The organism is Limnohabitans radicicola, from assembly GCF_014837235.1.
In the GTDB taxonomy this organism is placed as follows: domain Bacteria; phylum Pseudomonadota; class Gammaproteobacteria; order Burkholderiales; family Burkholderiaceae_C; genus Limnohabitans_A; species Limnohabitans_A radicicola.
The window spans coordinates 558,317-582,678 of record NZ_JACYFT010000001.1; the positions used below are offsets into that span (position 1 = coordinate 558,317).

The window sequence follows — 24,362 nt, forward strand, 5'->3', positions numbered from 1 at the left end:
GCAAGTGTATTCGACGCAGCGTTCAGCCCCCGCCAGGCTTACTCGGTTCAGCGCTTGACCGCGGGGGCCTGTGGACTCGCTGGCCTGGGGTCGGGTGCACCCGCCACCGGCCCCACCATGTCGGCCGCAGGCGTGCTGTCGGCCATCACCCGGGGCGTCAGGAACACCAGCAACTCGCTTTTGCGGCGGGTCTGCTGGCGGTTGCGAAACAACCAGCCCACCAGTGGCACATCGCCCAGGCTGGGCACTTTGGCCTCGTCGCTTTTGTCGGCGTCTTCAAAAATGCCCCCCAGCACCACCGTGCCACCGTCCTGCACGCGCACCTGGGTTTTGACGTGCTTGGTGTTGATCGCATACCCGGCGGTGGTCAGTTGCCCCACGCTGTCGCGGTTGACGTCCACCTCCAGCACCACCGAGCCGTCGGGCGTGATCTGCGGTGTGACTTCGAGCTTGAGGTTGGCCTTGCGGAAGGTGATGGACGTCATCGTGGTGCCACCCGTGGCTGCAGCCGTCTGGTAGGGCAACTCGGTGCCCTGCTCGATCAGAGCCTTGGTCTGGTCGGCGGTGATGACCCGTGGGCGCGAGACCACCTTGCCCCGGCCATCGGCCTCGAGCGCCGACAACTCCAGGTTGAGGAATTTGTCGGCCGCCGGGTTGAACAAGGACACGGCAAAGCTGGCAGGGCTCACCAAGGTTTGGCCTGCGTTGCCTGCGGCCAGCGCCACCTGGTTGCCGGTGACCACGCCCGCGCCGGTGGTGGCGTTGGTCGCGCCCAGCGCCAAGGTGCGGCCGCCCACAGCACCCGTGCTGCCCGCGCCCCAGCGCACGCCGAGCGACTCGCCAAACTGGTCATCGGCCTCAACGATGCGCGCCTCGATCAGGACTTGGCGCACTGGCACATCGAGCCGGGCAACCATCTGCTGCAATTCGGCCAGGCGGGCGGGCACATCCGAGATGAACAGCTGGTTCGTTCGCGGCTCGGCCAGAACGCTGCCGCGTGCGCTGAGCCAGCGCGCAGTCGATGCACCCGAGCCGCCCCCCACAGGGCCGCCACCCTGCAAGCGCTGCGCCACCTCGGTGGCCCGGGTGTATTGCAGGCGCAGCGCCAACATGTGCAAGGGGCTCACAGCCTCCAGGGCCGTTTGCGCTTCGAGGTGTTTTTTCTCGCGCTGCAGCCATTCGTCTTGCGGCGCCACCCAGATCACCCGCCCTTCCTGGCGCGAAACCAACCCCTTGGACTGCAGCACGATCTGCAAAGCCTGCGGCCAGGGCACGTCTTTGAGCCGGACCGACACACTGCCCGTCACGGCGTCGGTGGTCACGACGTTCAAGCCGGTGAAGTCGGCAAACACCTGCATGAGTGCGCGCAACTCGATGTTCTGGAAGTTCAGGCTGATCGGCGCATCCGCCGCCACTTGCGCGGCAGCGGGTGGCGCAACGTCCGCCACCGGGGCCGCACCCGCCGCGGGCCAGAGCAAACACACCAGCACAGGGCCGCAGATTTTGAATGTGGTCATGGCGAAACCCCTTGCAAACGCAACATGTGCACCCCACCCGGGGGCTTGAGCGCTTGCAGCGCCACCGAGTCCGGGTGAATGGTTTGGATGCGGTAACCCTCTTGCGCGACAGACGCACCCGGCCCCAGCACCGCCCAGTGCGGCCCGGCGGCCAGCACCGCTTGCCAGCGACCATCCTGCTGCCAAACACCCAACAGGCGGGTCTGGTCCAATGTCCAGTGACGCGGATCGGCAGACAGCCAAGCGGGCTCCGAAGCATTCGGGGCCCGGCCCAGCTCGACCACAAAGGGGTCTGCAAGGCCCGCCGAACCCCGCCGGGCTGCCGCATCCCAGTGGGCGGGCCAGGCCTCGCCACTGGCTGGCCCCGGGCGCAACCACACACGCCACACGCCGTCCCACTGCAAATGCCCAGTTGACCCGCTCACACTCACACTCAAACGGTCCAGCGACCAAACCGGACCTGCATCGGTCAAGGAAGCCCAAGCGCTGGCCATGTCCGAGTACCGCCCCTGCATGCGCACGGCCACCGCCTGGCTGGGCAAAGGCCCAACTTCTTGCAGTGCCTGCGGCCGCAAGGCTTCCAGCTGCAAGCCCTGCTGTTGCAAGCCTTTTTGCAACACAAGCCACAGACCGGGCGCATCGCGCACATCCGGCAGGCGCTCTATCAGGGCCGGGGCATCTGATGCGCGTGCTTCGCGGGCTGTTGACACCTTCCCCGCGGGTGCTCTCGCACCCGGGCTCACATCTTGCAGGGCTTGCACCTTCTGACGCAGCTGCGCGTGCGCCTCGAATTCGTCCATGGCCCACACCATCACCAGCCCCAAACCTGCCAGGCAGGCCGCCAGGGCCCAAGCCCAACGGTGCAAGCCTCCCAAGAGCAAGGCGCGAACAGCCGCCGATGACTCGATCCTGCTCATGGCGTCCTCATGGCGCACGCCGGGTTGTAGAGGACGTCAATGACGGCCAGGGGCCATGCCACACAAACAGTTGGCCTGTGTCCGCAGGACTGGCCACCAGACTGACCAAGGTCAAGGGACTTTGCAGCTTCTCGGACAAGCGCAACTGCGCCGTGATCAAGGCTTGGGCATCGCGTGTGCGGCCCTGCAGCTCCAGCCGGTCGCCGTCCACCTGCAGGCGTTCCAAAGCCCAGCCAGTGCGTCCGGCTTCTTGCATCACCGCTTGGTGCAGACGAACCCAAGCCTCTTGGTGTTGCTGCACTTGCCGCAAAAATGCCTGCTGGCGTTGGGCCAGGGCCTGTGCCTCCTGCCGGGTTTGGTCTTCCCGCGCCTGCGCCTGCTGCCGCACACTTTGGGCCATCAGCCTGTCATGCTCAGACGACAGCGCATCCAGGTTCTGACGCACCCCATACAGCACGCCCCAGCCCATGGCCAGTCCGACCCAGCCGCCTGCCAAGGCCGAAGCCCAGCGCCAACGCAGGCGGCGCTGGCGGGCCTGCATGGGGTGATGGAGCAAATTGAAAGCGGTGTTCATGACAAAGCCCTCAAGCCCGCGCCACAGGCACACAGCCAGGCCCAGGCTGGCGTGCCGCGCAGGGCTTGCAAAGCCTCACCGATCGCCATGTCAGCAGCGGCATCGGTGGGGGACGGCCAGGAAAACCGCCAATCCCGGTGAGGCTGGGCACGCAGATTTCCCGCACCGCCAAGCAAGGCCAGCGCCGCACGCAACGCCGCTTGCTCGTGGTGCTCAATGGCTGGCAAGCGCCAGCCCGCAGCACGGGTGTGTTTGCGCCAGGCATGCACCTCGCTGCGCAAGCAAGCGAGCCAATGCACGTGCTGGATCGAAGGTTCATCTGCCGCCAGCACCTCAAAATCAAAACTGACCTCCTGCGCAGGCACATTCAGGTGCTGCGCAGCCTCGAGCTGGACTTCGGCTTGGAGTGCATCCGCGTCCAATGCAGCCGGGCAAGCAAATTGCCCACTCTGGCAACGGCTCATGGGCAAGGCCAACACCAGACGGCGGTGCCTGCGCACCTCCTGCTCACTCGCCTCGCGCAAACTCTCCACCAGCCAATCGTGGTAATTGTCCGATGCCTGGACCCACGCGGGGGGCGACAAATGGAGCGCCCGCTGCACACGGACTTCGCGGTCAGCCGTCTGCCCCAAAGACACCAGTGTGACCCCGTGGTCCCCGAGCGCGATGCCCCATGCGCTGGTGATTCTGCGAAATGGGAAACCTGGCCACAGCTTGAGCCCTGAACGCACGGCATACCCCCTTGTGCTGAGGCCTGAAACAGCCCTCTGGCGGTTTTTTAGCATGAGCATCCGAAGATTTCAACTCATTTTGAAAACCATAGATTTCAAAAAATCCATCATGCCGACCCCAGGGACCCCCGGATTTTTATAATCAGCGACCCGTTGGCCATCCGCGTCAGCGACCACCACAGTCCTATGACCCAACGCCCTCCCCACACGCCCGAAGCACCAGCCCAGCCTGCGGCCCGCGCCAACGCTTCACCGACCTTCGCCTCCCTGTTGATCCGTCTGGGGCTGTGGGCTGCGGGCCTGGTGATTGCTGGCCTGCTCGCTTTGTTGATGGTGGTGGGTGTGGCCATGGTGGTCGCCTACCCTAACCTGCCTGACATTTCGGACCTGGCCGACTACCGGCCCAAGCTGCCGCTGCGGATCTACACCGCCGACGGCGAGCTGATGGGCGAGTTCGGGGAAGAGCGTCGCAACCTCACGCCCATCAAGGACATCCCCAAAGTCATGAAGGACGCGGTACTGTCCATCGAAGACGCGCGCTTTTACCAGCACGGCGGCGTGGACTACCTGGGCATCTTGCGTGCAGGCGTGGCCAACCTGGGCCGCGTCAAGAGCCAGGGCGCGTCCACCATCACCATGCAGGTGGCCCGCAACGTCTACCTGTCGACCGAAAAAACCTACACCCGCAAGATCTACGAGATCCTGCTGACCTACAAGCTCGAACACATGCTGACCAAGGACCAGATCCTTGAGATCTACATGAACCAGATTTTCTTGGGCAACCGGGCTTACGGCTTCGCTTCGGCCAGCGAGATCTATTTCGGCAAGTCGCTCAAAGACATCAGCATCGCCGAAGCCGCCATGCTCGCGGGCCTGCCCAAAGCGCCGTCGGCTTACAACCCCATCAGCAACCCCAAGCGCGCACGCTCACGCCAGCTCTACATCATCGAGCGGATGGAGGAGAACAAGTACATCACCGCCGCGCAGGCCAAGGCCGCCAAGGCAGAACCTCTGAAATTGCGCTCGGCCGCCGACAAGAACAACCTGCATGCCGAGTACGTGGCAGAGACCGTGCGCCAGATGATGTTTGCGCAGTACGGCCCCGAGACCTACACCCGAGGCCTGAATGTGTACACCACCTTGCAGTCCAGTGAGCAAAAAGCCGCTTACCGGGCCTTGCGCCAAGGCATCCTGGACTACGAGCGTCGCCAGATTTACCGGGGGCCCGAGAAGTTTGTGGACCTGCCCACCGACCCCAAGAAGCTCGAAGAAGCCATCGACGATGTGCTGGACGACCACCCGGACAACGGGGATCTGCTCTCGGCCGTGGTGCTCGAAGCGACGCCCCGCAAGGTGGTGGTGGTGCGCCAGAACGCCGAGCAGATCGAAGTCACCGGCGATGGCTTGAAGCCTGTGCAGTCCGGCCTGTCCGACAAGGCACCCCCTGCTGTGCGCCTGCGTCGGGGTGCGGTGGTGCGCATTGCCCAAACCGCCAAGGGCAGCTGGGAAATCACCCAGCAGCCCGAAGTCGAAGGCGCCTTCGTGGCGGTGACACCGCAGACCGGCGCCATCCGTGCACTGGTGGGCGGCTTTGACTTTGCCAAAAACAAATTCAACCACGTCACACAAGCCTGGCGTCAGCCAGGCTCGAGCTTCAAGCCCTTCATTTATTCGGCTGCGCTGGAAAAAGGCATCACGCCTGCCACGGTGGTGAACGACTCGCCACTCTTTTTTGACAGCAGTGTCACGGGTGGTCAGCCCTGGGAACCCAAAAACTACGACGGCACTTTCGACGGGCCCATGAGCTTGCGCAAAGGCCTGGCCAAATCGAAAAACATGATCTCCATCCGCGTGCTGCAAGCCGCGGGCACGCGCCACACCCAGGAGTGGATTGGGCATTTCGGTTTTGACGAAGAAAAACACCCGGCCTACCTCACCATGGCGCTGGGTGCAGGCTCCGTCACGCCCATGCAAATGGTCACCGCGTATTCGGTCTTTGCCAACAACGGTTTCCTGGTGCAACCGCACCTGATCACGCGCATCACCGACCCCAAGGGCAAGGTGCTCGTCGAAAGCCCGCCGCCGGAGCAACCCACCGAAGAGCAGCGCGCCATCCCCTCGCGCAACGCCTACGTGATGGGCAGTCTGTTGCAGGAAGTGACCCGTTCAGGGACAGCCGCTCGAGCCCAGGCCATGCTCAAACGCCCCGACCTGTATGGCAAAACCGGCACCACCAACGATGCGATGGACGCCTGGTTTGCGGGCTACCAGCCCAACCTGGCTGCAGTGGTCTGGATCGGTTACGACACACCGCGCAAGCTGGGCGACCGCGAAACCGGTGGGGGCCTGAGCCTGCCGGTTTGGATCAGTTTCATGGAAACCGCATTGCGCTCGCAGCCCGTGGTCGTGCCCTCTGTGCCCGAAGGCCTGGTTCAAGCCGGTGGCGAATGGCTCTTTGACGAATACGCCAACGGCGGCGGCGTGAAGTCGCTGGGCCTGGGAGACTCGCCAGCGGTCGGGGGCGGCGTGACCGACGAAAAGCGCAAGATCCTGGACCTGTTCAGGAACTGAGGTCCGATATCAGGCGTGAAAGGCCAGCGCCTGGCCGGACTGTTCGCTGGCGTAGCGCGACAGGCTGGCCCAGAACTCGCCCTGGCCCTTGGTGTCCTGCCACTGCGCGCCATCGAACTTGTAGTGAAAGCCCCCGCAACGTGCCGCCAGCCAGACTTCATGCAACGGTTTTTGCAGGTTGATCACGATCTGACTGCGGTTGGCAAAGGTGATGGTGACCATGCCACCCACACGTTGGTTGTCCAGGTCGGCGTCGGATTCGTCGTTGATGCGGTCACAGCTGGTTTCTACGCCAGCCAGCAGGCGCTCGGCCTGGTCCAGAAATTCAAGGTCGGTCATTACAATCGATGCATGTTGAGAGTTCTGAAGATTCTAGTCATCGCCCAAGTCCTTGCGGCCTGTGCGGCGATGCTCGCGGCTTGTGGCCAGAAAGGGCCGCTCGTGCTGCCCCAGACCCCTGAGTCGGTCGGCCGTGCCACGCTGCCCCAAACCCTCAACCCCTGGCGCCAGCCAGGCACTCCCACGCCCTCGGCTGTCCCTGCAAGCCCTGCCGCAGCCAGCGCATCCGATCCTGCACGCTGAACCCACGCACCGTCCCATGAACACTGACCTGAACGCATCCGCCCTGCCGGGCCAACCCTTCCTCGCCTACCAGGGCAGCGATCTGATGATCGAAGGCGTGCGCCTGGCCGACTTGGCCCAAACGCATGGCACACCGCTGTTCGTGTACTCCAAGGCGGCCATGCTCTCGGCGCTGGCCGCCTACCAGCGCGGCTTTGCAGGTCGCCAGGCGCAGATTTGCTACGCCATGAAGGCCAACTCCAGCCTGGCCGTGCTGCAGGTGTTTGCCAACGCCGGTTGCGGCTTTGACATCGTTTCGGGGGGCGAGCTCGCCCGCGTGCTGGCCGCAGGTGGTGACCCCGCCAAGGTCATCTTCTCGGGCGTTGGCAAGACCCGCGCCGAAATGAAACAGGCGCTGCAGGTGGGCATTGGCTGCTTCAACGTCGAAAGCGAAGCCGAACTGGACGTGCTGAGCGACGTGGCGGTGAGCTTGGGCAAACAAGCCCCGGTCAGCCTGCGCGTGAACCCTAACGTCGACCCCAAGACGCACCCCTACATCTCCACTGGCCTCAAGGGCAACAAGTTCGGCATCGCGCACGAGCGTGCCGTGCAGGTCTACCAGCACGCGGCCAGCCTGCCGGGCCTGAAGGTGGTGGGCATCGACTGCCACATCGGCTCGCAGATCACCGACACCACGCCCTACCTGGACGCGATGGACCGCATCCTGGACCTGGTGGCGGCCATTGAAGCCGCGGGCGTGCCCATCCACCACATCGACTTTGGTGGCGGTCTGGGCATCAACTACAACGGCGACACCCCGCCCGAGGCCGATGCCCTCTGGGCGCAACTGCTGGCCAAGATGGACGCACGCGGCTACGGCCAGCGTCAGCTCATGATCGAGCCGGGCCGCTCGCTGGTGGGCAATGCCGGTGTGTGCCTGACCGAGGTCATGTACATCAAGCCCGGTGAGCAAAAGAATTTTTGCATCGTCGACGCGGCCATGAACGACCTGCCACGCCCGGCCATGTACGAAGCCTTCCACCAGATCGTGCCCCTGTCGCCTCGCAGCGGCGACGCTGCGACCTACGACGTGGTCGGCCCAGTGTGCGAGAGCGGCGACTGGATCGGCCGCGACCGCCAGCTGGTGGTGCAGGCCGGTGATGTGCTGGCCGTGCTGTCGGCCGGGGCGTATTGCATGAGCATGGCCAGCAACTACAACACCCGGGGCCGCGCCGCCGAGGTGCTGGTCGATGGCGAGAAGGCTCACCTGATCCGCCAGCGCGAATCGGCATTCGACACCTTTGCGCTGGAGCAGCTGGTCGGTTGAGCCTGCGCCTGGGGCCCAAGTCCCCGCCTCAAGCGGGGCGTTGCTTCAAGCGCCTGAGCACGCGCCAGCTCAGCAGCGCGGCGAGGATGAGGGCATAGATCAAGACTTCGCCGTACAGGCGCTTGCCCGAGCGCATCCACCAAAAATGCAGCACGGCCAGCACAGCCACCGCATACACGGCGCGGTGCAAGACCTGCCAGCGGGCTGCGCCCAGCCAGCGGATGGCGCGGTTGAACGAGGTGGCGGCCAGCGCCAGCAGCAGCACAAAGGCGCTGAAGCCTACCAGGATGAAGGGCCGCTTGGCGATGTCCCGCGCGATGTCGCCCCCGTCCAACCCCATGTCGAACACGGCGTAGCACAGCAAATGCAGCGCGGCATACCCAAAAGTCAGCAAGCCCAGCAGGCGGCGAAAGCGCGCGAGTTCGGGCCAGCCCAGCACGGTGCGCAAGGGCGTGACCGCCAGCGTGATGCACAGGGCGCGCAAGGCCCAGTCGCCCGTGGCACGGATCAGCGTTTCGGCCGGGTTGGCACCGAGTTGATCGGCCAGCGTGCGCCACAGCAGCCAGGCCAGCGGCAACAGGCCGATGGCGAGCAGCGCCCACCAGGCTGTGCGCGTGCGAAGCCAGCTGCGCATCAAAAGAATTTTTTAAGGTCCATGCCCGCGTAGAGCTGGCCCACCTGCGTTTCGTAGCCGTTGAACATCAGCGTCTTGCGTTTCTTGGCCAGCAGACCGTCCTCGCCGATGCGCCGCTCGGTGGCCTGGCTCCAGCGGGGGTGGTCCACATTCGGGTTCACGTTCGAATAAAACCCGTACTCCTGCGGTGCGGCCTTCTCCCAGGACGAGCGGGGCTGCTTGTCGGTGAAGCGGATCTTGACGATGCTCTTGCTGCTCTTGAAACCGTACTTCCACGGTACCACCAGGCGCACGGGTGCGCCGTTCTGCTTGGGCAGCACTTCACCGTACATGCCAAAGGCCAGCAAGGTGAGCGGGTGCAGGGCTTCGTCCATGCGCAGCCCTTCCACATACGGCCAATCCAGCGCGCCACCGCGCACACCGGGCATGGTTTTCTCGTCGGCCTGGGTGATGAACTCCACAAATTTGGCGCTGCCTTGCGGCTCCACGCGCTTGATCAGGTCGCCGAGCGAGTAACCCACCCAGGGGATGACCATGGACCAGCCCTCCACGCAGCGCAGGCGGTAGATGCGCTCCTCCATGGGGCTGAGCTTCATCAGGTCTTCGAGGCCGTAGCGCCCGGGCTTTTTGACCAGGCCTTCGATCTCGACCGCCCAGGGCTGGGTTTTGAGGGTGTGGGCGTACTTGACCGGATCGGACTTGTCGGTGCCGAACTCGTAGAAGTTGTTGTAGCTGCTCGCGTCCTTGTAGGGTGTGGGCTTGTCCATGACGTTGGCCCCGACCACCGCCGAGGCCGCGCCGGGCAAAGGCGCCAGGACACCGGGGCGAGCGGTTTGAGCGAGCGCTTCGCGCCCAGCCCAGCCGCTCAAGGCCAGGCCTGCCGTGCCTGCGGCCAGGCCCTTGAGCCATTCACGGCGATCCTGGTAGAGCGCCTGCGGTGTGATCTCGCTGGACAACGGGTGGATGAATCCAGTGTCTTGGGTACGAATGAGCATGGTGTTCCCCTGATGAACCCGGGCCACGATGGCCCTGGCTGTGGATTGTGACCTTGATCCATTCGCCCTGCAGGGCGTGCAGCTTACGGGGACACCCGAAGGCTCACAGAGTGCCGTAACTGTGCAGGCCGCTCAGGAACATGTTGACGCCCAAAAAGGCGAAGGTCGTGACCGCAAGTCCAGCCAGCGCCCACCAGGCGGCCACGGTACCGCGCAGGCCTTTCATGAGGCGCATGTGCAGCCAGGCCGCGTAGTTGAGCCAGACGATCAACGCCCAGGTTTCCTTAGGATCCCAGCTCCAGTAACCGCCCCATGCTTCGGCCGCCCACAAGGCACCCAGCACGGTGGCGATGGTGAAGAAGGCAAAGCCCACGGCAATGGCCTTGTACATCACGTCGTCCAGGATCTCCAGTGCAGGCAGGCGCTCGGCGATGCGGCGACGTCCCAGCAAAATGCCCGCGGCGATCAGGGCCGAGATGGCGGCGTACACCACCCAGTAACTGCCGCCTGCCTCGGCGATGCCACGCTGGCGGAACGCGATGGGCACAAAGCACAGCGCCGCGCCCAAGAGCCAGATCGGCGTCAGGCGCAGCCAGCGGGTTTCATCGGCCTGCTGCTTGATCAGGTAGGCGAACGCCACCATGGCCGACAGTGCAAAGGTGCCATAGCCGATGAAATTGGCGGGCACATGCAGCTTCATCCACCAGCTCTTGAGCGCGGGCACCAGTGGCTGGATCTCGTGCGCCTCGCGCACCAGCGTGTACCAGAGCAAAAAGCCCACGGCTGCACTGACCACCAGCATCACAAAGGCGCCCAACGCACGGGTTTGGTACTGGTCTTCGTAGTACAGGTAGAAAGTCGCGGTCATCCAGCAAAACATGACGAACACTTCGTACAGGTTGCTCACCGGGATGTGGCCAATGTCGGGACCGATCAGGTAACTCTCGTACCAGCGCACCATGGTGCCCACCAGCGCGAGCACCACCGCCACCCAGGCCATGCGCGAGCCCAGGGTTTCGAGCGTGTCACTCTGTCCCCGAATGAACATGCCGCCCCAATAGAACATGGTGCTGATGAAAAACAGCATGCTCATCCACAGGATGGCCGACTGGCTGGAGAGGAAATACTTGAGACCAAAAACCGTGTCGGCCCGGGCCAGGTCGCCCTGGTAGCTGTAGACCGCCAGCAGGGAAAACGCCGCCACTGCCAGCATCAGGTGGCGCAGCGGACGCCAGAACCAGCCCAACCACACAGCCGCTGGCCAGGCACACACCAGGATGGCTTTTTCATAAACATCCATCGCGTGCTGGTAATTGGCGAAGGCAAACACCATGCCCACCAGTGCGAGCAGGGCAAAGCCCCAGTCGGCCAAGCTGCGGCGGGAAAAGAAACCCGGGTTCAAGGTGACGGTGGTGTTCATGCAGCGTTCTCCGAGGTCAGCAAGCGAGCCTTGAGTTGTTCAAATTCGCGGTCAGCGTCCATGGTCTTGCGGTTGGACGAGAGGGCCATGACGGCGTGCGCGCCCCCGCCCGCAGGCGTGAGCCAAACCCACAAGCGGCGCTCACGCACATAGAGCATGGCAAACACGCCCAAAATCAACAAAGCGCAGCCCAGGTACACCAGCGTCTTGCCCGGGGCACGCGCGACCTGGAACACACTGGCTTGCACCTGGGTGAAGTCCTTGAGCATCAGCGCCATCGGCGCGGTGTACAGCGGCGCGTCGCTCAGCGCCAGCACCGCCTGGCTCATGAAGCCCTGCACCTTGTCCTGCGGCAGGGGTTGGACACGGGCCTGCTCACGGGCCACGGTGTCGAGCTCCAGCAGCACACCATTCAAAATGCGCACCAGCATCTCCCCCGCACGGGCACGCTCGGCTTCGGGCACATTGCGCTCCATGAAGTCGGCCAGAGCCTGCAGACCTGCCACAGGTCGGTCCTTGCCCGCCTCAAGCCCGGCAAACAGGCCCAGAGCCCGGGTGGCCGACTCAGCCAAGGGTTTGGCCAGATCGGGGCGCTGGGGGTCCACCGCCTGGCGGGCGTAGCGCTGAATGGCACGTTCACGCAGCTCGGCTGACTGCAAGGCGCTGCGCAGGCGCACAAAACCGTCCATGCTGGCGTTTTCGTCGGCAGGCACACGCATATAACGGTAGGCTTCCCCAGGGTTCTCACGCATGCCCAGCAGGAACACCGCCTGGCCGTCGCCCATGTCCACAGGAGCCATGTAGTTGTTGTATTCACGGGCTTGGCCCGCAGCGTCGCGCAACTTGTAGCTCACGCTTGGGCCGACATTGCGCAGCTCTTTTTGGGTCGTGGTCTTGTGGCCAGCGCCCAGGCGTCCTTCGATGCTTTCGCGCAGATTCACGGCGCGCACATCCACCGCTTTGTCGCCACCGCGCCCAGCGTCGGCAAAGTTTTCCACGTTGATGGTGCGCAGCCCGGTGAACTCCAGACGCAGCTTGTCCGTGCCGTTGGTCAGTTCGGTGCCGCCGCCGATCGTGCCTTCCACCTCAAAAGGCTTGCTGGCCGCCGTCATGGGCACCGCCTGCAACTTGACGGTGGAGCCGCCATCGTCAAAGCTGGACTGGTAAATTTCGATGCCCTTGAAGTTGGCCGGGTGGTTGACCTCGACGCGGGCCTCTTGTTTCTCGCCCGTGGCCTTGTCGTGGATCACGATGTCGCTGGCAAAAAGCTTGGGCATGCCGGTCGAGTAGTACTCGACGATGAACTTTTTGAGCTCGATCGCAAACGGCAAGTCCTGCAGCAGGATGCCATCCGACTGGTTCAGGATCGCGGTGCTCGATGCGGTGTTTTCCGCCACCATCACATTGCCCCGAAAAGTGGGGTTGCGCTCGGACAGGCGGTGCTGCGCCGGCACATCGGCGATCAGGCCGCCGCCGTTGTAAACCGACTTGCCGCCGAGCAGCATCTGGGCACGCACAACCAGGTCACCGTCGAGCAAGCCGCCCACGCACACCAGCACGATGGCCGAGTGGGCCGCGATGTAGCCCATCTTGTTGGCCGCACCCGCCTTGGCCGCCAGCATCCATCCCTGACCCTGCGGGGTGTCGCGCGACTGCAGCTTGACCTTCCAGCCGCCCGTGGCCAGCAACTGGCCCAGGCGGTGGGCCGCGGCCTCAGGGGCATCGCCCAACACGCCTTCGGCCTTGTGGTGGAAGGCCTTGAGGCTTTGCTCGCGGATATTTTCCTTGTAGGCCTTCAGGTCGGCCAGGATCTTGGGGGTGTTGCGTGCAATGCACAGGCTGGTGCTGGTGACCAAAAACGCCAGGATCAGCAAAAACCACCAGGCGCTGTAGACCGAATAGAGGCTGAGCGATGCGAACACCTCGGCCCAGAACGGGCCGAACTGGTTGACGTAGTTGGGCAGGGGCTCGTGCTGCTTGAGCACCGTGCCGATCACCGAGGCAATGCAGATGACGGTGAGCAGGGAAATGGCGAACCGCATGGACGACAGCAGTTCCACCGCTGCACGCCAACGGGCCGAGCCGTGCTCTACTTCAAGACCTTGGGAGGAAACAGTCATCTTGGCCAAGTCAAACAGGCAAATAAAAAGCGGGCCTGGACCCGCTGAAAAGAAACAGGCCGGGAAACCGGCCTGTTGCTGGAGGCCCTGCGCACAGAAGCCCCGATTGTGTCCCAGTCAGCCACTGCCGACTGAAACCCCTTGAACCCTGGGGCTAACCCAGCGGCTCAGCGGGACATGGGGTTCAACGCAGACCGGCGATGTAGTCGGCCACGGCCTTGATTTCGCGGTCGTTCATTTTGGCGGCCACACCGGTCATCTGGGCACTGTTCTTGCGAACGCCGTCACGGAAAGCGACCAGCTGGGCCGCAGTGTAGTCGGCATGCTGGCCCGCCAGGCGGGGGTACTGGGACGGAATACCCGCGCCGTTGGGCGAGTGGCAGCCCGCACAAGCGGCGATCTGGCGGTCGGCGATGCCACCACGGTAGATGCGCTCGCCCAGGGCCACGGTGTCCTTGTCTTTGGCAAAACCGGCTTTGGCAGGCTTGGCGGCGAGCCAGTAAGCGATGTTGCGCATGTCATCGTCGCTCAGAGCGGCCACCATGCCGCTCATCACGGCGTTGGCGCGCTTGCCGGATTTGAATTCCTGCAACTGCTTGACCAGGTACTCGGGGTGCTGCTGGGACAGTTTGGGGTTGACCGGGGTGGTGGAGTTGCCGTCAGCGGCGTGGCAAGAGGCACACACCGCGCCAAACGAGGCTTCGCCTTTGGCGAGATCGGGCTTGGCAGCCTTGGTGGCGGGGCCATTGGCCAGAGCGGAACCCGCGATCAGGGCAACCATCAGAAAAGAAACAATCGACTTCATGGGGATCATCCAGGAGTTGGCGCAAAACCCAAGGATTCTACAATGCCGTCAGCGTCAGTTTCCTGACGACCCAACCCGGCCCCATTGATGACCTCCAGACCCTCCGCTTCTTCGGCCCCCGTGACCCCAGGCCCTGCCCCGGCCGCACCCCCCGCACAGGACGCCAAAGCCGTCACGCCCATGGGCTGGATGCACACCGCCAGGTTCCTCACCACGGCGGCCCAACTGCACCACCTGCCCGTCTACGATCTGCCGGAAATCGCCTTCGTGGGCCGCTCCAACGCGGGCAAGTCCACCTGCATCAACACCCTGACACAGCAAAAACAGCTGGCCTTTGCTTCCAAAAAACCCGGCCGCACCCAGCACATCAACCTGTTTTCACTGGGCAAGCAAGGCATCACCGATGCCGTGCTGGCCGACCTGCCGGGCTACGGCTACGCCGCCGTGGCCAAGATGGACAAAGCCCGCTGGCAGCAAGTCATGGCCAACTACCTGGTCAGCCGCCCCAACCTGCTGGGCATCGTCATGATGTGCGATCCGCGCCACGGCCTGACCGAGCTGGACGAGGCCTTGCTCGACATCATCCGCCCCCGCGTGGCGGAAGGTCTGAAATTCCTGATCGTGCTGACCAAGTCCGACAAACTCACCCGCGCCGAGCAGACCAAGGCCTTGTCGATCGCCCGGCTGCAAGCGGGCGGCGGTGAAGTCAAACTCTTTTCGGCACTCAAAAAACAGGGCGTGGAAGATGTGGCCCAGCTGCTGTGGGACTGGACGCACACACCCGACGGCAGCCCGATCCAGGCGGCCAGTGCCCAGGCACCGGGCGAAGGCTCCGAGCCCCCCGCCCTGGACGAGTGAAGAGGCCCGCCTTGATCGAGACCTGGCAGCAAGCCCTCCCCCATGGCATCACCCTGAGCTGCCGCGCCAGCGGGGCCCGGGGGCGCCCGGTGCTCATGTTCCTGCATGGCTTTCCGGAAGCCGCTTTCGTCTGGGACGACCTGCTCGAACATTTCGCGCGCCCTGAAAACGGCGGCTACCGCTGCGTGGCCCCCAACCTGCGCGGCTACGAGCATTCCAGCGCACCCACTGAGGTGCAGGCCTACCGGGCGAAGTTTCTGGTGCAGGACATCCTGGCCCTGATCGATGCGCAGTGCGGCGCAGACCAGGCCCTGGCGGCGCTGGTGGCCCACGACTGGGGCGGCGCGCTGGCCTGGAATCTGGCCAACCAGCATCCCGCACGCTTGCGCCAGCTGGTGGTGATCAACTCGCCCCACCCCGGGCCCTTTGTCCGGGCCATGCAAAGCCACCCGGCCCAGCAGGCGGCCAGCGCCTACATGAACTTTCTGGTGCAGCCCGATGCGGCGGCCCAGCTGTCGGCCAACGGTTTTGCACGCTTGCTGGGCTTTTTGCGCGGCCATGACGACTCGCTGGACGGCAGCCACGACCTCGCGACCCAGGCCAGCGTATGGCTCACGCCCGAGATGGCAGACCGTTACCGTGCCGTCTGGAGCCTGGGCCTGCAAGGCGGGCTCAACTACTACCGGGCCTCGCCGCTGCGTCCGCCCTCGGCGCAGGACCGCTCGATCCTGGACGTCAGCCTGCCCCCCGAGATGCTGCACATCACGGTGCCCACCCTGGTGCTGTGGGCACAGGACGACATCGCCCTGCTGCCCTGCCTGACCGAGGGGCTGGAGCAACACATCCCTGACCTGAAACGGGTGGACATCGACGGCGCCACGCACTGGGTGGTGCATGAGCAGCCCGAGCGCGTGATCGCGGAGATCAGCGCCTTCCTCAAGCCTCAGTAAACGCCGGGTTGGCCCTCGGGCCGGGTCTTGAAGCGGCGGTGCACCCAGTGGTACTGCTCGGGCATGGTGCGGATGTAGCCTTCGAGCAGCTGGTTCATGCGGGCCGTGTCCTGCGTCAGATCACGGCTCGGAAAGTCGCTGATCGGGGCATGCGCCTCGATGCTGTAACCCTCTGGCGTCATGCGCGTGACCACGGGCACCACACGGGCATTGGCCACCCGCGACAGACGGGACAGTGATGTGACAGTCGCCGCTTGGCCCACCTTCATGAAGGGCACAAAAATCGATTCATTGCGCCCAAAATCCATGTCCGGAGACAGGTGCAAAGGCTCGCCCCGCTTGAGACCGGCCAGGATCTGGCGCATGCCCTCGTGGCGGAAGTGCGGGCGCGCATTGCCCCCCCGCTCGCGCCCGGCGCGGACCCATTTTTCGACCACCCGGTTGGACTGCGCTGAGAAAATGAAAGCCACGGGCACGGGCATCTTGAGCGAGACCGCGGTGCCTCCGGCGTCCAAGCCCACAAAGTGCGGCGCGAACATCACCAGTGGCCCCGAGGCAGTCAAGGCGTCCACCTCACCCGTCCATTGCAGGCGCTGGCGCACCACGTCCAGCGGCGCATGCCACAGCCACGAACGGTCGAGCACCGACTGGCCAAAGGCCACGAAATGGCGGTACGCCAGCGCACGGCGCTCGGCCTCGCTGAGTTCAGGAAAACACAGACCCAGATTCACCAGCACGATGTGACGGCGCGAGCGCGCCGCGTGCCAAAGCAACCAGCCAAAACCTTGGCCCAGCGCCCGCACCCAGGGCAGAGGCAGGACCGCGAAAAACCGCATCAACGCTATCAACACATGAGCCACAGGCAAGACCTCTTCACTCGGAACGCGGTTGTTTGTAACGGGCATAACCCCACAAGTACTGACCGGGCTGCTGGCTGATCACACGTTCCATGGCCTGGTTGATCTGCACCACGGCCACATCCAGATCCGGCGACAAATCGTGCCCCAGACTGCGGGTGTGCAGGCGGTAGCCCTGCCCCCAGGGCAAACGCTCACCCCAGATCACCACCACGCGGGCCCCGGTCTGCAGCGCCAGGCGGGCCGCCAGGGTCATGGTGTAGGCGGGTTTGCCAAAAAATGGGGCCCACTGGCCCATGCCCTCGGGCGGCACCTGGTCGGGCAGCAGACCCACCGCACGCCCGGCGCGCAGGGCCTTGATCATCTGGCGCACACCCGCCAGGTTGGTGGGCACCGCCTCCAGCCCCGGGCGGTTGCGTGCCGAGGCCATGACTTCGCCCAGATCGGCACGCCGTGCCGGACGGTACAGCACCGTGAGCGGCCCGTGTTCAGCAGAAAACCTGGCCGCCAGCGCCTGCGCAGTGATCTCGAAGCAGCCCAGGTGGGGCGTCAAAAACAGCACACCCTGCCCGCTGGCGTAGGCCTGCACTGCAGCGCGGTCGTCGGCCCACAGCACCGGGGCTGGTTGACCAAACCACAAACGCGGCAACTCGGTCGACATGGCCCCCGCATGGCCAATCGCCGCCACCACGCGTCCCCAGCCCAAACCGGCCTGGTGGGCGTTATCCATGAAGCGGCGGCGGTAGGTGGGCGACAGCAGCCAGGCCAGCCAGCCTGCGGCGTGCCCGAGCAGGTGCAGTGCCCACAAAGGCCAATGGCTGAAAAATCGGAACCAGGAAAGCATGGGGGGATTTTGCCCTGAACCGCCAAGGTGCTGGCCAAACGGCTTGGCGGCTTACCTGTTTTTTCATGTCGACCTACCCATTTCACAGCCTTGGGCCCCGGTGTTGTGCCGCCTAGCATGGCCCGAAGAGCTGTCGAGAAAACCATCGCAAACGCCAAACCCCACCCCCTGCCCATGAAAAACAATAAAACTGCATCCAACTACCTCAGCACCACCCAGGCCGCACAGCGCCTGGGCCTGTCGGTCGGGACCATCCAGCGCATGGTCGAAGCAGGTGTTTTACAGGCTTACACCACGCAAGGCGGGCACCGACGCATACTCACCTCATCTTTGACCCACTATTGCCGTGGTGCCACTGGCGTCAGCGAATCGAGCGCCCAGGTCTACGTGCTTGCCGCCACAGCGCCCCCGGCCCCCGACGGACCTGCCTTGGCGCAAATTGCAGGCCTTCAGCTGATCACCAATCCGCTGGAACTGACGGGACTGCACCACAAAATACACGTGATCTTCATCGATGCCCGCATCCCCTGGTTGCCTTGGCACAACCTGGACCTGGCCGACAGCCTGGGGACCGATGCGCACTGCATCCTCTATAACAGTGGCCAATTGCCTGAACCCCTGCAGGCTGCCCTGCAAGGCCAAGCCACGCTTTACCCCGGCAATGTCAGCGCCGATCTGGTGCAAGGCTATCTGCTGGGTCACAGCACAGCCAGCCTGCAAGGTGCGCATCAGCCAACGCACCACCCCAAGCCTGACAAAACAGGGAATTTGAAGACGCCACATCATTGAAGGCAAATTGAACTCTTGAAACGGAAGCAAAAGCCCTTATGATTAGCACTCGATGGAGTTGAGTGCTAACAATGCTCCACAAAGTTAATGAGTACCAACATTTGGTGCTTGCGTTTACCAACCCTTGTTTCATATCCAGGAGATTCCATGAAACTGCGTCCTTTGGGCGATCGCGTGATCGTCAAACGTATCGAAAGCGAAACCAAAACAGCCTCGGGCATCGTGATTCCCGACTCGGCTGCTGAAAAGCCCGATCAAGGTGAAGTCCTGGCCGTCGGCCCTGGCAAGACCAACGACAAAGGCGAGACCAAAGCCCTGAGCGTGAAAGTCGGCGACCGCGTGTTGTTCGGCAAGTACAGCGGCCAGACCGTCAAGGTCAATGGCGACGAGCTGCTGGTCATGAAAGAAGAAGACCTGTTCGCGGTAGTCGAGTGATTTGCGGGACAGACCGACCGACGCGCGAAGCGCCCAGTCGCTCTGTCCTCAACTGATTAATCAAATTTAGGAGCTTAAAAATGGCAGCAAAAGACGTGATTTTCGGCGGCGAAGCCCGCGCACGCATGGTTGAAGGCGTGAACATTCTGGCCAACGCGGTCAAAGTGACTCTGGGCCCCAAAGGCCGCAACGTGGTGCTGGAGCGCTCATTTGGCGCCCCCACCGTGACCAAGGACGGCGTGTCCGTGGCCAAGGAAATCGAACTCAAAGACAAACTGCAGAACATGGGCGCACAGATGGTCAAGGAAGTCGCTTCCAAGACTTCTGACAACGCTGGCGACGGCACCACCACCGCCACCGTGCTGGCCCAAGCCATCGTGCGCGAAGGCATGAAGTATGTGGCTGCTGGCATGAACCCCATGGACCTCAAGCGCGGCATCGACAAGGCTGTGGCAGCCCTGATCGAAGAGCTGAAGAAAGCATCCAAGCCCACCACCACTTCCAAAGAAATCGCCCAGGTCGGCTCGATTTCTGCCAACTCTGATTCCAGCATCGGCGACATCATCGCCAACGCCATGGACAAAGTGGGCAAAGAAGGCGTGATCACCGTGGAAGACGGCAAGAGCCTGCAAAACGAACTCGACGTCGTGGAAGGCATGCAGTTCGACCGCGGCTACCTGTCGCCCTACTTCATCAACAACCCCGAAAAGCAAGCCGCCTTGCTGGACAACCCCTTCGTGCTGTTGTTCGACAAAAAGATCAGCAACATCCGCGACCTGCTGCCTACGCTGGAAGCCGTGGCCAAAGCCGGTCGTCCCCTGCTGATCATTGCCGAAGAAGTCGACGGCGAAGCCCTGGCCACTTTGGTGGTCAACACCATCCGTGGCATCTTGAAGGTTGTCGCCGTGAAAGCCCCTGGCTTCGGTGACCGTCGCAAGGCCATGCTGGAAGACATCGCCATCCTGACCGGCGGCAAAGTGATCGCTGAAGAAGTCGGCCTGACCCTCGAAAAAGTGACTTTGGCAGATCTGGGCCAAGCCAAGCGCATCGAAGTGGGCAAGGAAAACACCATCATCATCGACGGCGCTGGTGCCGCTGGTGACATCGAAGCTCGCGTCAAACAAATCCGCGTGCAGATCGAAGAAGCCACGTCTGACTACGACCGCGAGAAGCTGCAAGAGCGCGTGGCCAAGTTGGCTGGCGGTGTGGCCGTGATCAAGGTCGGCGCTGCCACCGAAGTCGAAATGAAGGAAAAGAAAGCCCGCGTGGAAGACGCCTTGCACGCCACCCGCGCTGCGGTGGAAGAAGGCATCGTGGCTGGCGGCGGTGTGGCTCTGCTGCGTGCACGCCAGACTGCTGGCGCCATCAAAGGCGACAACGCTGACCAAGACGCTGGCATCAAGCTGGTGCTCAAGGCCATCGAAGCGCCCCTGCGCGAGATCGTGTACAACGCCGGTGGCGAGCCCTCGGTCGTCGTGAACGCCGTGCTGGGTGGCAAAGGCAACTACGGCTTCAACGCCGCCAACGACACCTATGGCGACATGATCGAAATGGGTATCCTGGACCCCACCAAAGTGACACGCACTGCGTTGCAAAACGCAGCGTCTGTGGCCTCTTTGATGCTGACCACCGAGTGCATGGTCTCCGAAGCCCCCAAGGACGATGCCCCAGCCGGTGGCATGCCTGACATGGGCGGCATGGGTGGTATGGGCGGCATGGGCATGTAATGCGTCAATGACCTCGGTCAAGCCTCGGCTTGACCCCGGTGCCACAATCAACCCTGCAGGTGCAAATCTGCAGGGTTTTTTTCTGTCTGGACGGATACGCACATGAATTTTCAGCAATACCACGGCGCGATGCTCCTCAAGTACGCGGGCATTAGCTTCATCTCGGGTGCTGTGAACCACGGCTTTTTCAGCGGCGAGCGCTCGCTGTGGACCGCCGCCATCGGCATGGTGCTGTTCGTGCTGGGTGCGTGGATGGAGCACAGTCTCAGGGACCAAACGACAGACACCCCACAAACAGGCCTGCTCCCAACCTTGGTGCTTGGCGCCCTGCTGTCGATCGGTCTGGGCTTTTTCACCGGCGGCTTGCAGCATTTTCCGGATTCACCGGCGCGCAGCGCCTGGGTGGTGCCTCTGGGTTTTTTCATTTCCGTACTCGCTTTGGCATGGAGCACCTCACACGCCTGGCAACGCAGCACCACGGTGTATGTGGTCCTGGTGGGTGCGCTGGTGGCAGGTGGCAGTTATGGTGTCTGGCAATGGCTGGCGCAGCACCCTGAATGGGCCGACACAGGCCATTCACATGACGCCAGCACCAAAGCAGAACACAGCCATGCCGAGGGTGCCCATGCTGACCATGCGACAGCCCAAGCGCCTGCAGCCATGCTGATCACCCGCAGCGTCGAGATCAGGATGGACGACCAGATGCGCTTCACGCCCTCCAAGGTGGATGTGCGCGAAGGCGAAACCATCCGCTTTGTGGTGCGCAACGCAGGCAAGACCGCCCACGAAATGGTGTTGGGCTCAGACGCCGACATCCGCGAACATGCTCAAGCCATGCAGCAGGGCGCAGGCCATGGTGACGGCCACAGCCACGGCACGGGCGCAGCCATCACACTGGCAGCCGGTCAGACAGGCGAGCTGGTGGTCAAGTTTGACCAGGCCACCACGCTGCAAATGGCCTGCCTGATTCCTGGCCACTACGAAGCGGGCATGCGCGGCACCGTCCAGGTGTCAGAAGCGGTGTCTGCGCAAGCTGCGCCCAAGGCAGCCGCACACGACCACAGCACACACAAGCACTGAGTGGACGGCCATCGCAGCGAGGGCGCCGCTCCTGCAGGCCTGTGGGAGCCCCGCCCTCGGGGCGATGGCTCGAGCGCCGTACAGCGTGTCAGCGCACGCGCTGTAACAAAGCCGCCGTGGACGCGTCCAGGCCACTGGCATCGCCCGAGACGATGCGCGCATGGATGTCTTTCGCCAGCACCTTGCCCAGCTCCACACCCCACTGGTCAAAGCTGTTGATGCCCCAGACCGAGCCGCTCACGAACACCCGGTGTTCCTGCAGCGCGATCAAGGCCCCCAAGCTGGCAGGCGTGAGTTCATCGAGCAGCAAGAAGGTGCTGGGCCGGTTGCCGGTGAAGTGTTTGTGCCCGCCTTCGTCGGCTTTGCCCAGCATCAGCGCCTGTGCCTGCGCGATCACATTGGCCAGCAGCAGCTCATGGTGGTCTTTCAGGCTGTGCGTGGGCTTTTTGACAGCAATGAATTCCAGCGGCACCACGTCGGTGCCCTGGTGCAGCATCTGGAAGTAAGCGTGCTGGCCATTGGTGCCGGGCTCGCCCCACAGCACGGGTGAAGTGCCATAGGGCAATGCCTGGCCGTTGCGGTCCACGCGCTTGCCGTTGCTCTCCATCTCCAGCTGCTGCAAATACGCTGGCACCCGGCGCAAGGCGCTGTGGTAAGGCGCAATCGAGCGGCTGGTGTAGTTCAAAAAGTTGCGGTACCAGACATCAAGCAAACCCAGGCGCACCGGCAGGTTGGCTTCGAGCGGCGCGGTCTGGAAGTGCTGGTCCATCTCGTGCGCTCCGGCCAGCAAATCCCTGAAGCCCTGCGACCCGATGGCGATGGCCACGGGCAAACCAATGGCCGACCACATGGAATAGCGTCCGCCCACCCAGTCCCAAAAGCCGAATGTGGTGGTGATGCCCATCTCGGCGGCTGCCGCCACGTTGGTGGTGAGCGCTGCGAAGTGTCTCGCCACATCGCGGCCACCCTGGGCCTGGAACCAGGCCAGCGCCGAGCGGGCGTTGGTCATGGTCTCGATGGTGGTGAAGGTTTTGGAGGCGATCAGGAACAAGGTGTTCTCGGCCTTCAGCCCCTTGAGCACTGACGCCAGTTCATGGCCGTCCACATTCGACACGAAATGGAAGCGTTTGCCCGGGATCACGAAGTCTTGCAGGGCCAGCACTGCCATCTGCGGGCCGAGGTCCGAGCCACCGATGCCGATGTTCACCACGTCGGTGATCTGCGCATCGGCTCTCACCTGTTCGGCGTAAGCCAGCATGGGTTGGAGGGTGTCGTGCACCAGCTTCAAGGGCGCGGCCAGTTCACCGGACAAGGAGCCTTCCGGCTGGCGCAGCAGCCAATGCATCACAGCGCGGTCTTCGGTGGCATTGATGTGCTCGCCACGGAACATCGCATCTCGGTGTGCCGCCAACCCCGTCTGGCGGGCCAGTTCTTGCAACAGCGCTTCGGTAGCGGCGTCTACATGGTTTTTCGACAGATCGGCAAACACATGGGGCGCGGTCTGGCTCAGGGCATGCGCACGCGCAGCATCTTGCGCAAAAGCAGTGCGCAAATCGAAACCGGCAAACGCCTCGGCATGTTGCTGCAGGCTCTGCCAAGCAGCGGTCTGGTCACAACGCATCTCAGGCTTTCTTCATCAGGTCTTCGAGTTTGACGGCATCGGTGCAGAAAGCGCGAATGCCTTCGGCCAGCTTCTCGGTGGCCATGGCGTCCTCGTTGAGCGCCAGGCGGAAAGAGGCTTCGTCGTACTGCACAGCGGGCAAGTCCATGGCTTGGGCTGCAGACGCGTCCAGCGCCTGGGTGAGCGGGGCCTCGCTGGCCGCCAGCTGGGCCAGCAGCTCGGGGCTGATGGTCAGCAGGTCGCAACCGGCCAGCGCCGTGATCTGGCCGATGTTGCGGAACGACGCGCCCATGACTTCGGTGGCGATGCCGTGCTTTTTGTAGTGGTTGAAGATGGCGCGCACCGACTGCACACCGGGGTCGTTGGGCCCGGCCTTGGCGGCTTCGTCCCAGGCCGCGCCAGCCGTCTTTTTGTACCAGTCGTAGATGCGGCCCACAAAGGGCGAGATCAGCTGCACCTTGGCCTGACCGCACGCCACTGCCTGGCAAAACGCGAACAACAGCGTCAGATTGCAGCGGATGCCTTCGCGCTCCAGTTCGGCAGCGGCCTGGATGCCTTCCCAGGTCGAAGCGATCTTGATCAACACACGCTCACGGGGGATGCCTTGCGCTTCGTACAAGGCCATGATGCGGCGCGCACGCGCCACGGTGGCGGCGGTGTCAAAGCTCAGGCGGGCATCCACTTCGGTGGACACGCGACCCGGAATGGTTTGCAGGATCTCGCAGCCAAAACGCACCAACAGGTGGTCCATGACGACGTCCAGTGGCTGACCCCGGTGGGCGGCCACGGTCTCGGCCAACAAAGGCGCGTATTCGGGCTTTTGCACGGCCTTCAGGATCAATGACGGATTGGTCGTCGCGTCCTGTGGCTGGAACTGGGCCAGTTGCTTGAAATCACCGGTGTCGGCGACCACGGTGGTGAATTTTTTGAGGGCTTCGAGTTGGTTCATGGCGGTTTTTTTGAAAATCCTGTTGAATTATCCGTGAAACAAAGTTACATTACAAACAAATTTTTCCTGTAACTCGATAA

The 24,362-nt window shown here is 63.4% G+C and carries 23 protein-coding genes; 9 read left to right on the forward strand and 14 right to left on the reverse strand.

Annotated features, from left to right (window positions below; genetic code table 11):
* Positions 1-47: 47 nt before the first annotated feature.
* Genes IC609_RS02850 through pilM form a run of 4 tightly spaced genes read right to left on the reverse strand, consistent with a single transcriptional unit; the run spans position 48 to position 3,739 of the window.
* Positions 48-1,517 carry a type IV pilus secretin PilQ gene (locus IC609_RS02850; protein WP_191817929.1) on the reverse strand — a complete coding sequence of 490 codons (1,470 nt, stop codon included), beginning with the start codon at positions 1,515-1,517 and terminating at the stop codon, positions 48-50.
* Positions 1,514-2,434: a hypothetical protein gene (locus IC609_RS02855; protein WP_191817930.1), complete on the reverse strand. Its 921-nt coding sequence runs from the start codon at positions 2,432-2,434 to the stop codon at positions 1,514-1,516. The genes IC609_RS02850 and IC609_RS02855 overlap by 4 nt, the downstream gene beginning before the upstream one ends.
* 7 nt (positions 2,435-2,441) lie before the next feature.
* The gene (locus tag IC609_RS02860) at positions 2,442-3,008 is read right to left on the reverse strand and encodes a hypothetical protein (protein WP_191817931.1); all 567 of its coding nucleotides are present in this window, start codon (positions 3,006-3,008) and stop codon (positions 2,442-2,444) included.
* Positions 3,005-3,739: a pilus assembly protein PilM gene (gene pilM / locus IC609_RS02865; RefSeq protein ID WP_191817932.1), complete on the reverse strand. Its 735-nt coding sequence runs from the start codon at positions 3,737-3,739 to the stop codon at positions 3,005-3,007. The genes IC609_RS02860 and pilM overlap by 4 nt, the downstream gene beginning before the upstream one ends.
* A gap of 186 nt (positions 3,740-3,925) precedes the next feature.
* Between pilM and IC609_RS02870 the strand changes: the two genes are divergently transcribed.
* Complete coding sequence (locus tag IC609_RS02870; protein ID WP_191817933.1) at positions 3,926-6,310, forward strand: penicillin-binding protein 1A; 2,385 nt, start codon at positions 3,926-3,928, stop codon at positions 6,308-6,310.
* A 9-nt stretch (positions 6,311-6,319) separates the two neighbouring features.
* On the opposite strand, the gene cyaY is transcribed toward IC609_RS02870, so the two are convergent.
* A complete protein-coding gene (cyaY, locus tag IC609_RS02875; protein WP_191817934.1) occupies positions 6,320-6,649 on the reverse strand; it encodes an iron donor protein CyaY in 330 nt (109 codons plus the stop codon).
* Between the two features lie 12 nt (positions 6,650-6,661).
* Here cyaY and lptM point away from each other — a divergent pair, with 12 nt between their 5' ends.
* Both lptM and lysA read left to right on the forward strand, forming a co-directional pair.
* A complete protein-coding gene (gene lptM, locus IC609_RS02880) occupies positions 6,662-6,892 on the forward strand; it encodes an LPS translocon maturation chaperone LptM (protein ID WP_191817935.1) in 231 nt (76 codons plus the stop codon).
* Between the two features lie 16 nt (positions 6,893-6,908).
* Positions 6,909-8,198 carry a diaminopimelate decarboxylase gene (gene lysA / locus IC609_RS02885; protein ID WP_191817936.1) on the forward strand — a complete coding sequence of 430 codons (1,290 nt, stop codon included), beginning with the start codon at positions 6,909-6,911 and terminating at the stop codon, positions 8,196-8,198.
* A 28-nt stretch (positions 8,199-8,226) separates the two neighbouring features.
* Here the strand turns inward: lysA and IC609_RS02890 are convergent, their stop codons facing one another.
* From IC609_RS02890 to IC609_RS02910, 5 genes are all read right to left on the reverse strand, one after another.
* Complete coding sequence (locus IC609_RS02890; RefSeq protein WP_191817937.1) at positions 8,227-8,832, reverse strand: protein-methionine-sulfoxide reductase heme-binding subunit MsrQ; 606 nt, start codon at positions 8,830-8,832, stop codon at positions 8,227-8,229.
* Complete coding sequence (msrP, locus tag IC609_RS02895; RefSeq protein ID WP_191817938.1) at positions 8,832-9,827, reverse strand: protein-methionine-sulfoxide reductase catalytic subunit MsrP; 996 nt, start codon at positions 9,825-9,827, stop codon at positions 8,832-8,834. The genes IC609_RS02890 and msrP overlap by 1 nt, the downstream gene beginning before the upstream one ends.
* Before the next feature lie 103 nt (positions 9,828-9,930).
* Entirely contained in the window at positions 9,931-11,247 is a 1,317-nt protein-coding gene (gene ccsB, locus IC609_RS02900) for a c-type cytochrome biogenesis protein CcsB (protein WP_191817939.1), read from the reverse strand.
* The gene (locus IC609_RS02905) at positions 11,244-13,367 is read right to left on the reverse strand and encodes a cytochrome c biogenesis protein ResB (protein ID WP_191817940.1); all 2,124 of its coding nucleotides are present in this window, start codon (positions 13,365-13,367) and stop codon (positions 11,244-11,246) included. The genes ccsB and IC609_RS02905 overlap by 4 nt, the downstream gene beginning before the upstream one ends.
* 184 nt (positions 13,368-13,551) lie before the next feature.
* A complete protein-coding gene (locus IC609_RS02910) occupies positions 13,552-14,172 on the reverse strand; it encodes a c-type cytochrome (protein WP_191817941.1) in 621 nt (206 codons plus the stop codon).
* An 87-nt stretch (positions 14,173-14,259) separates the two neighbouring features.
* Between IC609_RS02910 and yihA the strand changes: the two genes are divergently transcribed.
* Positions 14,260-15,030: a ribosome biogenesis GTP-binding protein YihA/YsxC gene (gene yihA, locus IC609_RS02915; RefSeq protein WP_191817942.1), complete on the forward strand. Its 771-nt coding sequence runs from the start codon at positions 14,260-14,262 to the stop codon at positions 15,028-15,030.
* An 11-nt stretch (positions 15,031-15,041) separates the two neighbouring features.
* Complete coding sequence (locus IC609_RS02920) at positions 15,042-15,980, forward strand: alpha/beta fold hydrolase (protein ID WP_225223967.1); 939 nt, start codon at positions 15,042-15,044, stop codon at positions 15,978-15,980.
* Here the strand turns inward: IC609_RS02920 and IC609_RS02925 are convergent.
* A complete protein-coding gene (locus IC609_RS02925) occupies positions 15,974-16,885 on the reverse strand; it encodes a lysophospholipid acyltransferase family protein (RefSeq protein WP_408610991.1) in 912 nt (303 codons plus the stop codon). The genes IC609_RS02920 and IC609_RS02925 overlap by 7 nt on opposite strands.
* Positions 16,854-17,681, reverse strand: coding sequence for a lysophospholipid acyltransferase family protein (locus tag IC609_RS02930; RefSeq protein WP_191817944.1), 828 nt, complete (start codon positions 17,679-17,681; stop codon positions 16,854-16,856). The genes IC609_RS02925 and IC609_RS02930 overlap by 32 nt, the downstream gene beginning before the upstream one ends.
* Positions 17,682-17,855: 174 nt before the next feature.
* Between IC609_RS02930 and IC609_RS02935 the strand changes: the two genes are divergently transcribed.
* The 4 genes from IC609_RS02935 (at position 17,856) to IC609_RS02950 (ending at position 21,712) form a co-directional block, all read left to right on the forward strand.
* The gene (locus tag IC609_RS02935; protein ID WP_191817945.1) at positions 17,856-18,470 is read left to right on the forward strand and encodes an excisionase family DNA-binding protein; all 615 of its coding nucleotides are present in this window, start codon (positions 17,856-17,858) and stop codon (positions 18,468-18,470) included.
* A gap of 147 nt (positions 18,471-18,617) precedes the next feature.
* On the forward strand, positions 18,618-18,905 hold the full coding sequence (gene groES, locus IC609_RS02940; RefSeq protein ID WP_191817946.1) for a co-chaperone GroES: 288 nt from the start codon (positions 18,618-18,620) through the stop codon (positions 18,903-18,905).
* 80 nt (positions 18,906-18,985) lie between these two features.
* A complete protein-coding gene (groL, locus tag IC609_RS02945) occupies positions 18,986-20,632 on the forward strand; it encodes a chaperonin GroEL (protein ID WP_191817947.1) in 1,647 nt (548 codons plus the stop codon).
* 102 nt (positions 20,633-20,734) lie between these two features.
* Entirely contained in the window at positions 20,735-21,712 is a 978-nt protein-coding gene (locus IC609_RS02950) for a cupredoxin family protein (RefSeq protein ID WP_191817948.1), read from the forward strand.
* Positions 21,713-21,800: 88 nt separating this feature from the next.
* Here the strand turns inward: IC609_RS02950 and pgi are convergent, their stop codons facing one another.
* On the reverse strand, positions 21,801-23,333 hold the full coding sequence (gene pgi / locus IC609_RS02955; protein WP_191817949.1) for a glucose-6-phosphate isomerase: 1,533 nt from the start codon (positions 23,331-23,333) through the stop codon (positions 21,801-21,803).
* 1 nt (position 23,334) lies between these two features.
* Entirely contained in the window at positions 23,335-24,282 is a 948-nt protein-coding gene (tal, locus tag IC609_RS02960) for a transaldolase (RefSeq protein ID WP_191817950.1), read from the reverse strand.
* Between the last annotated feature and the right edge of the window lie 80 nt (positions 24,283-24,362).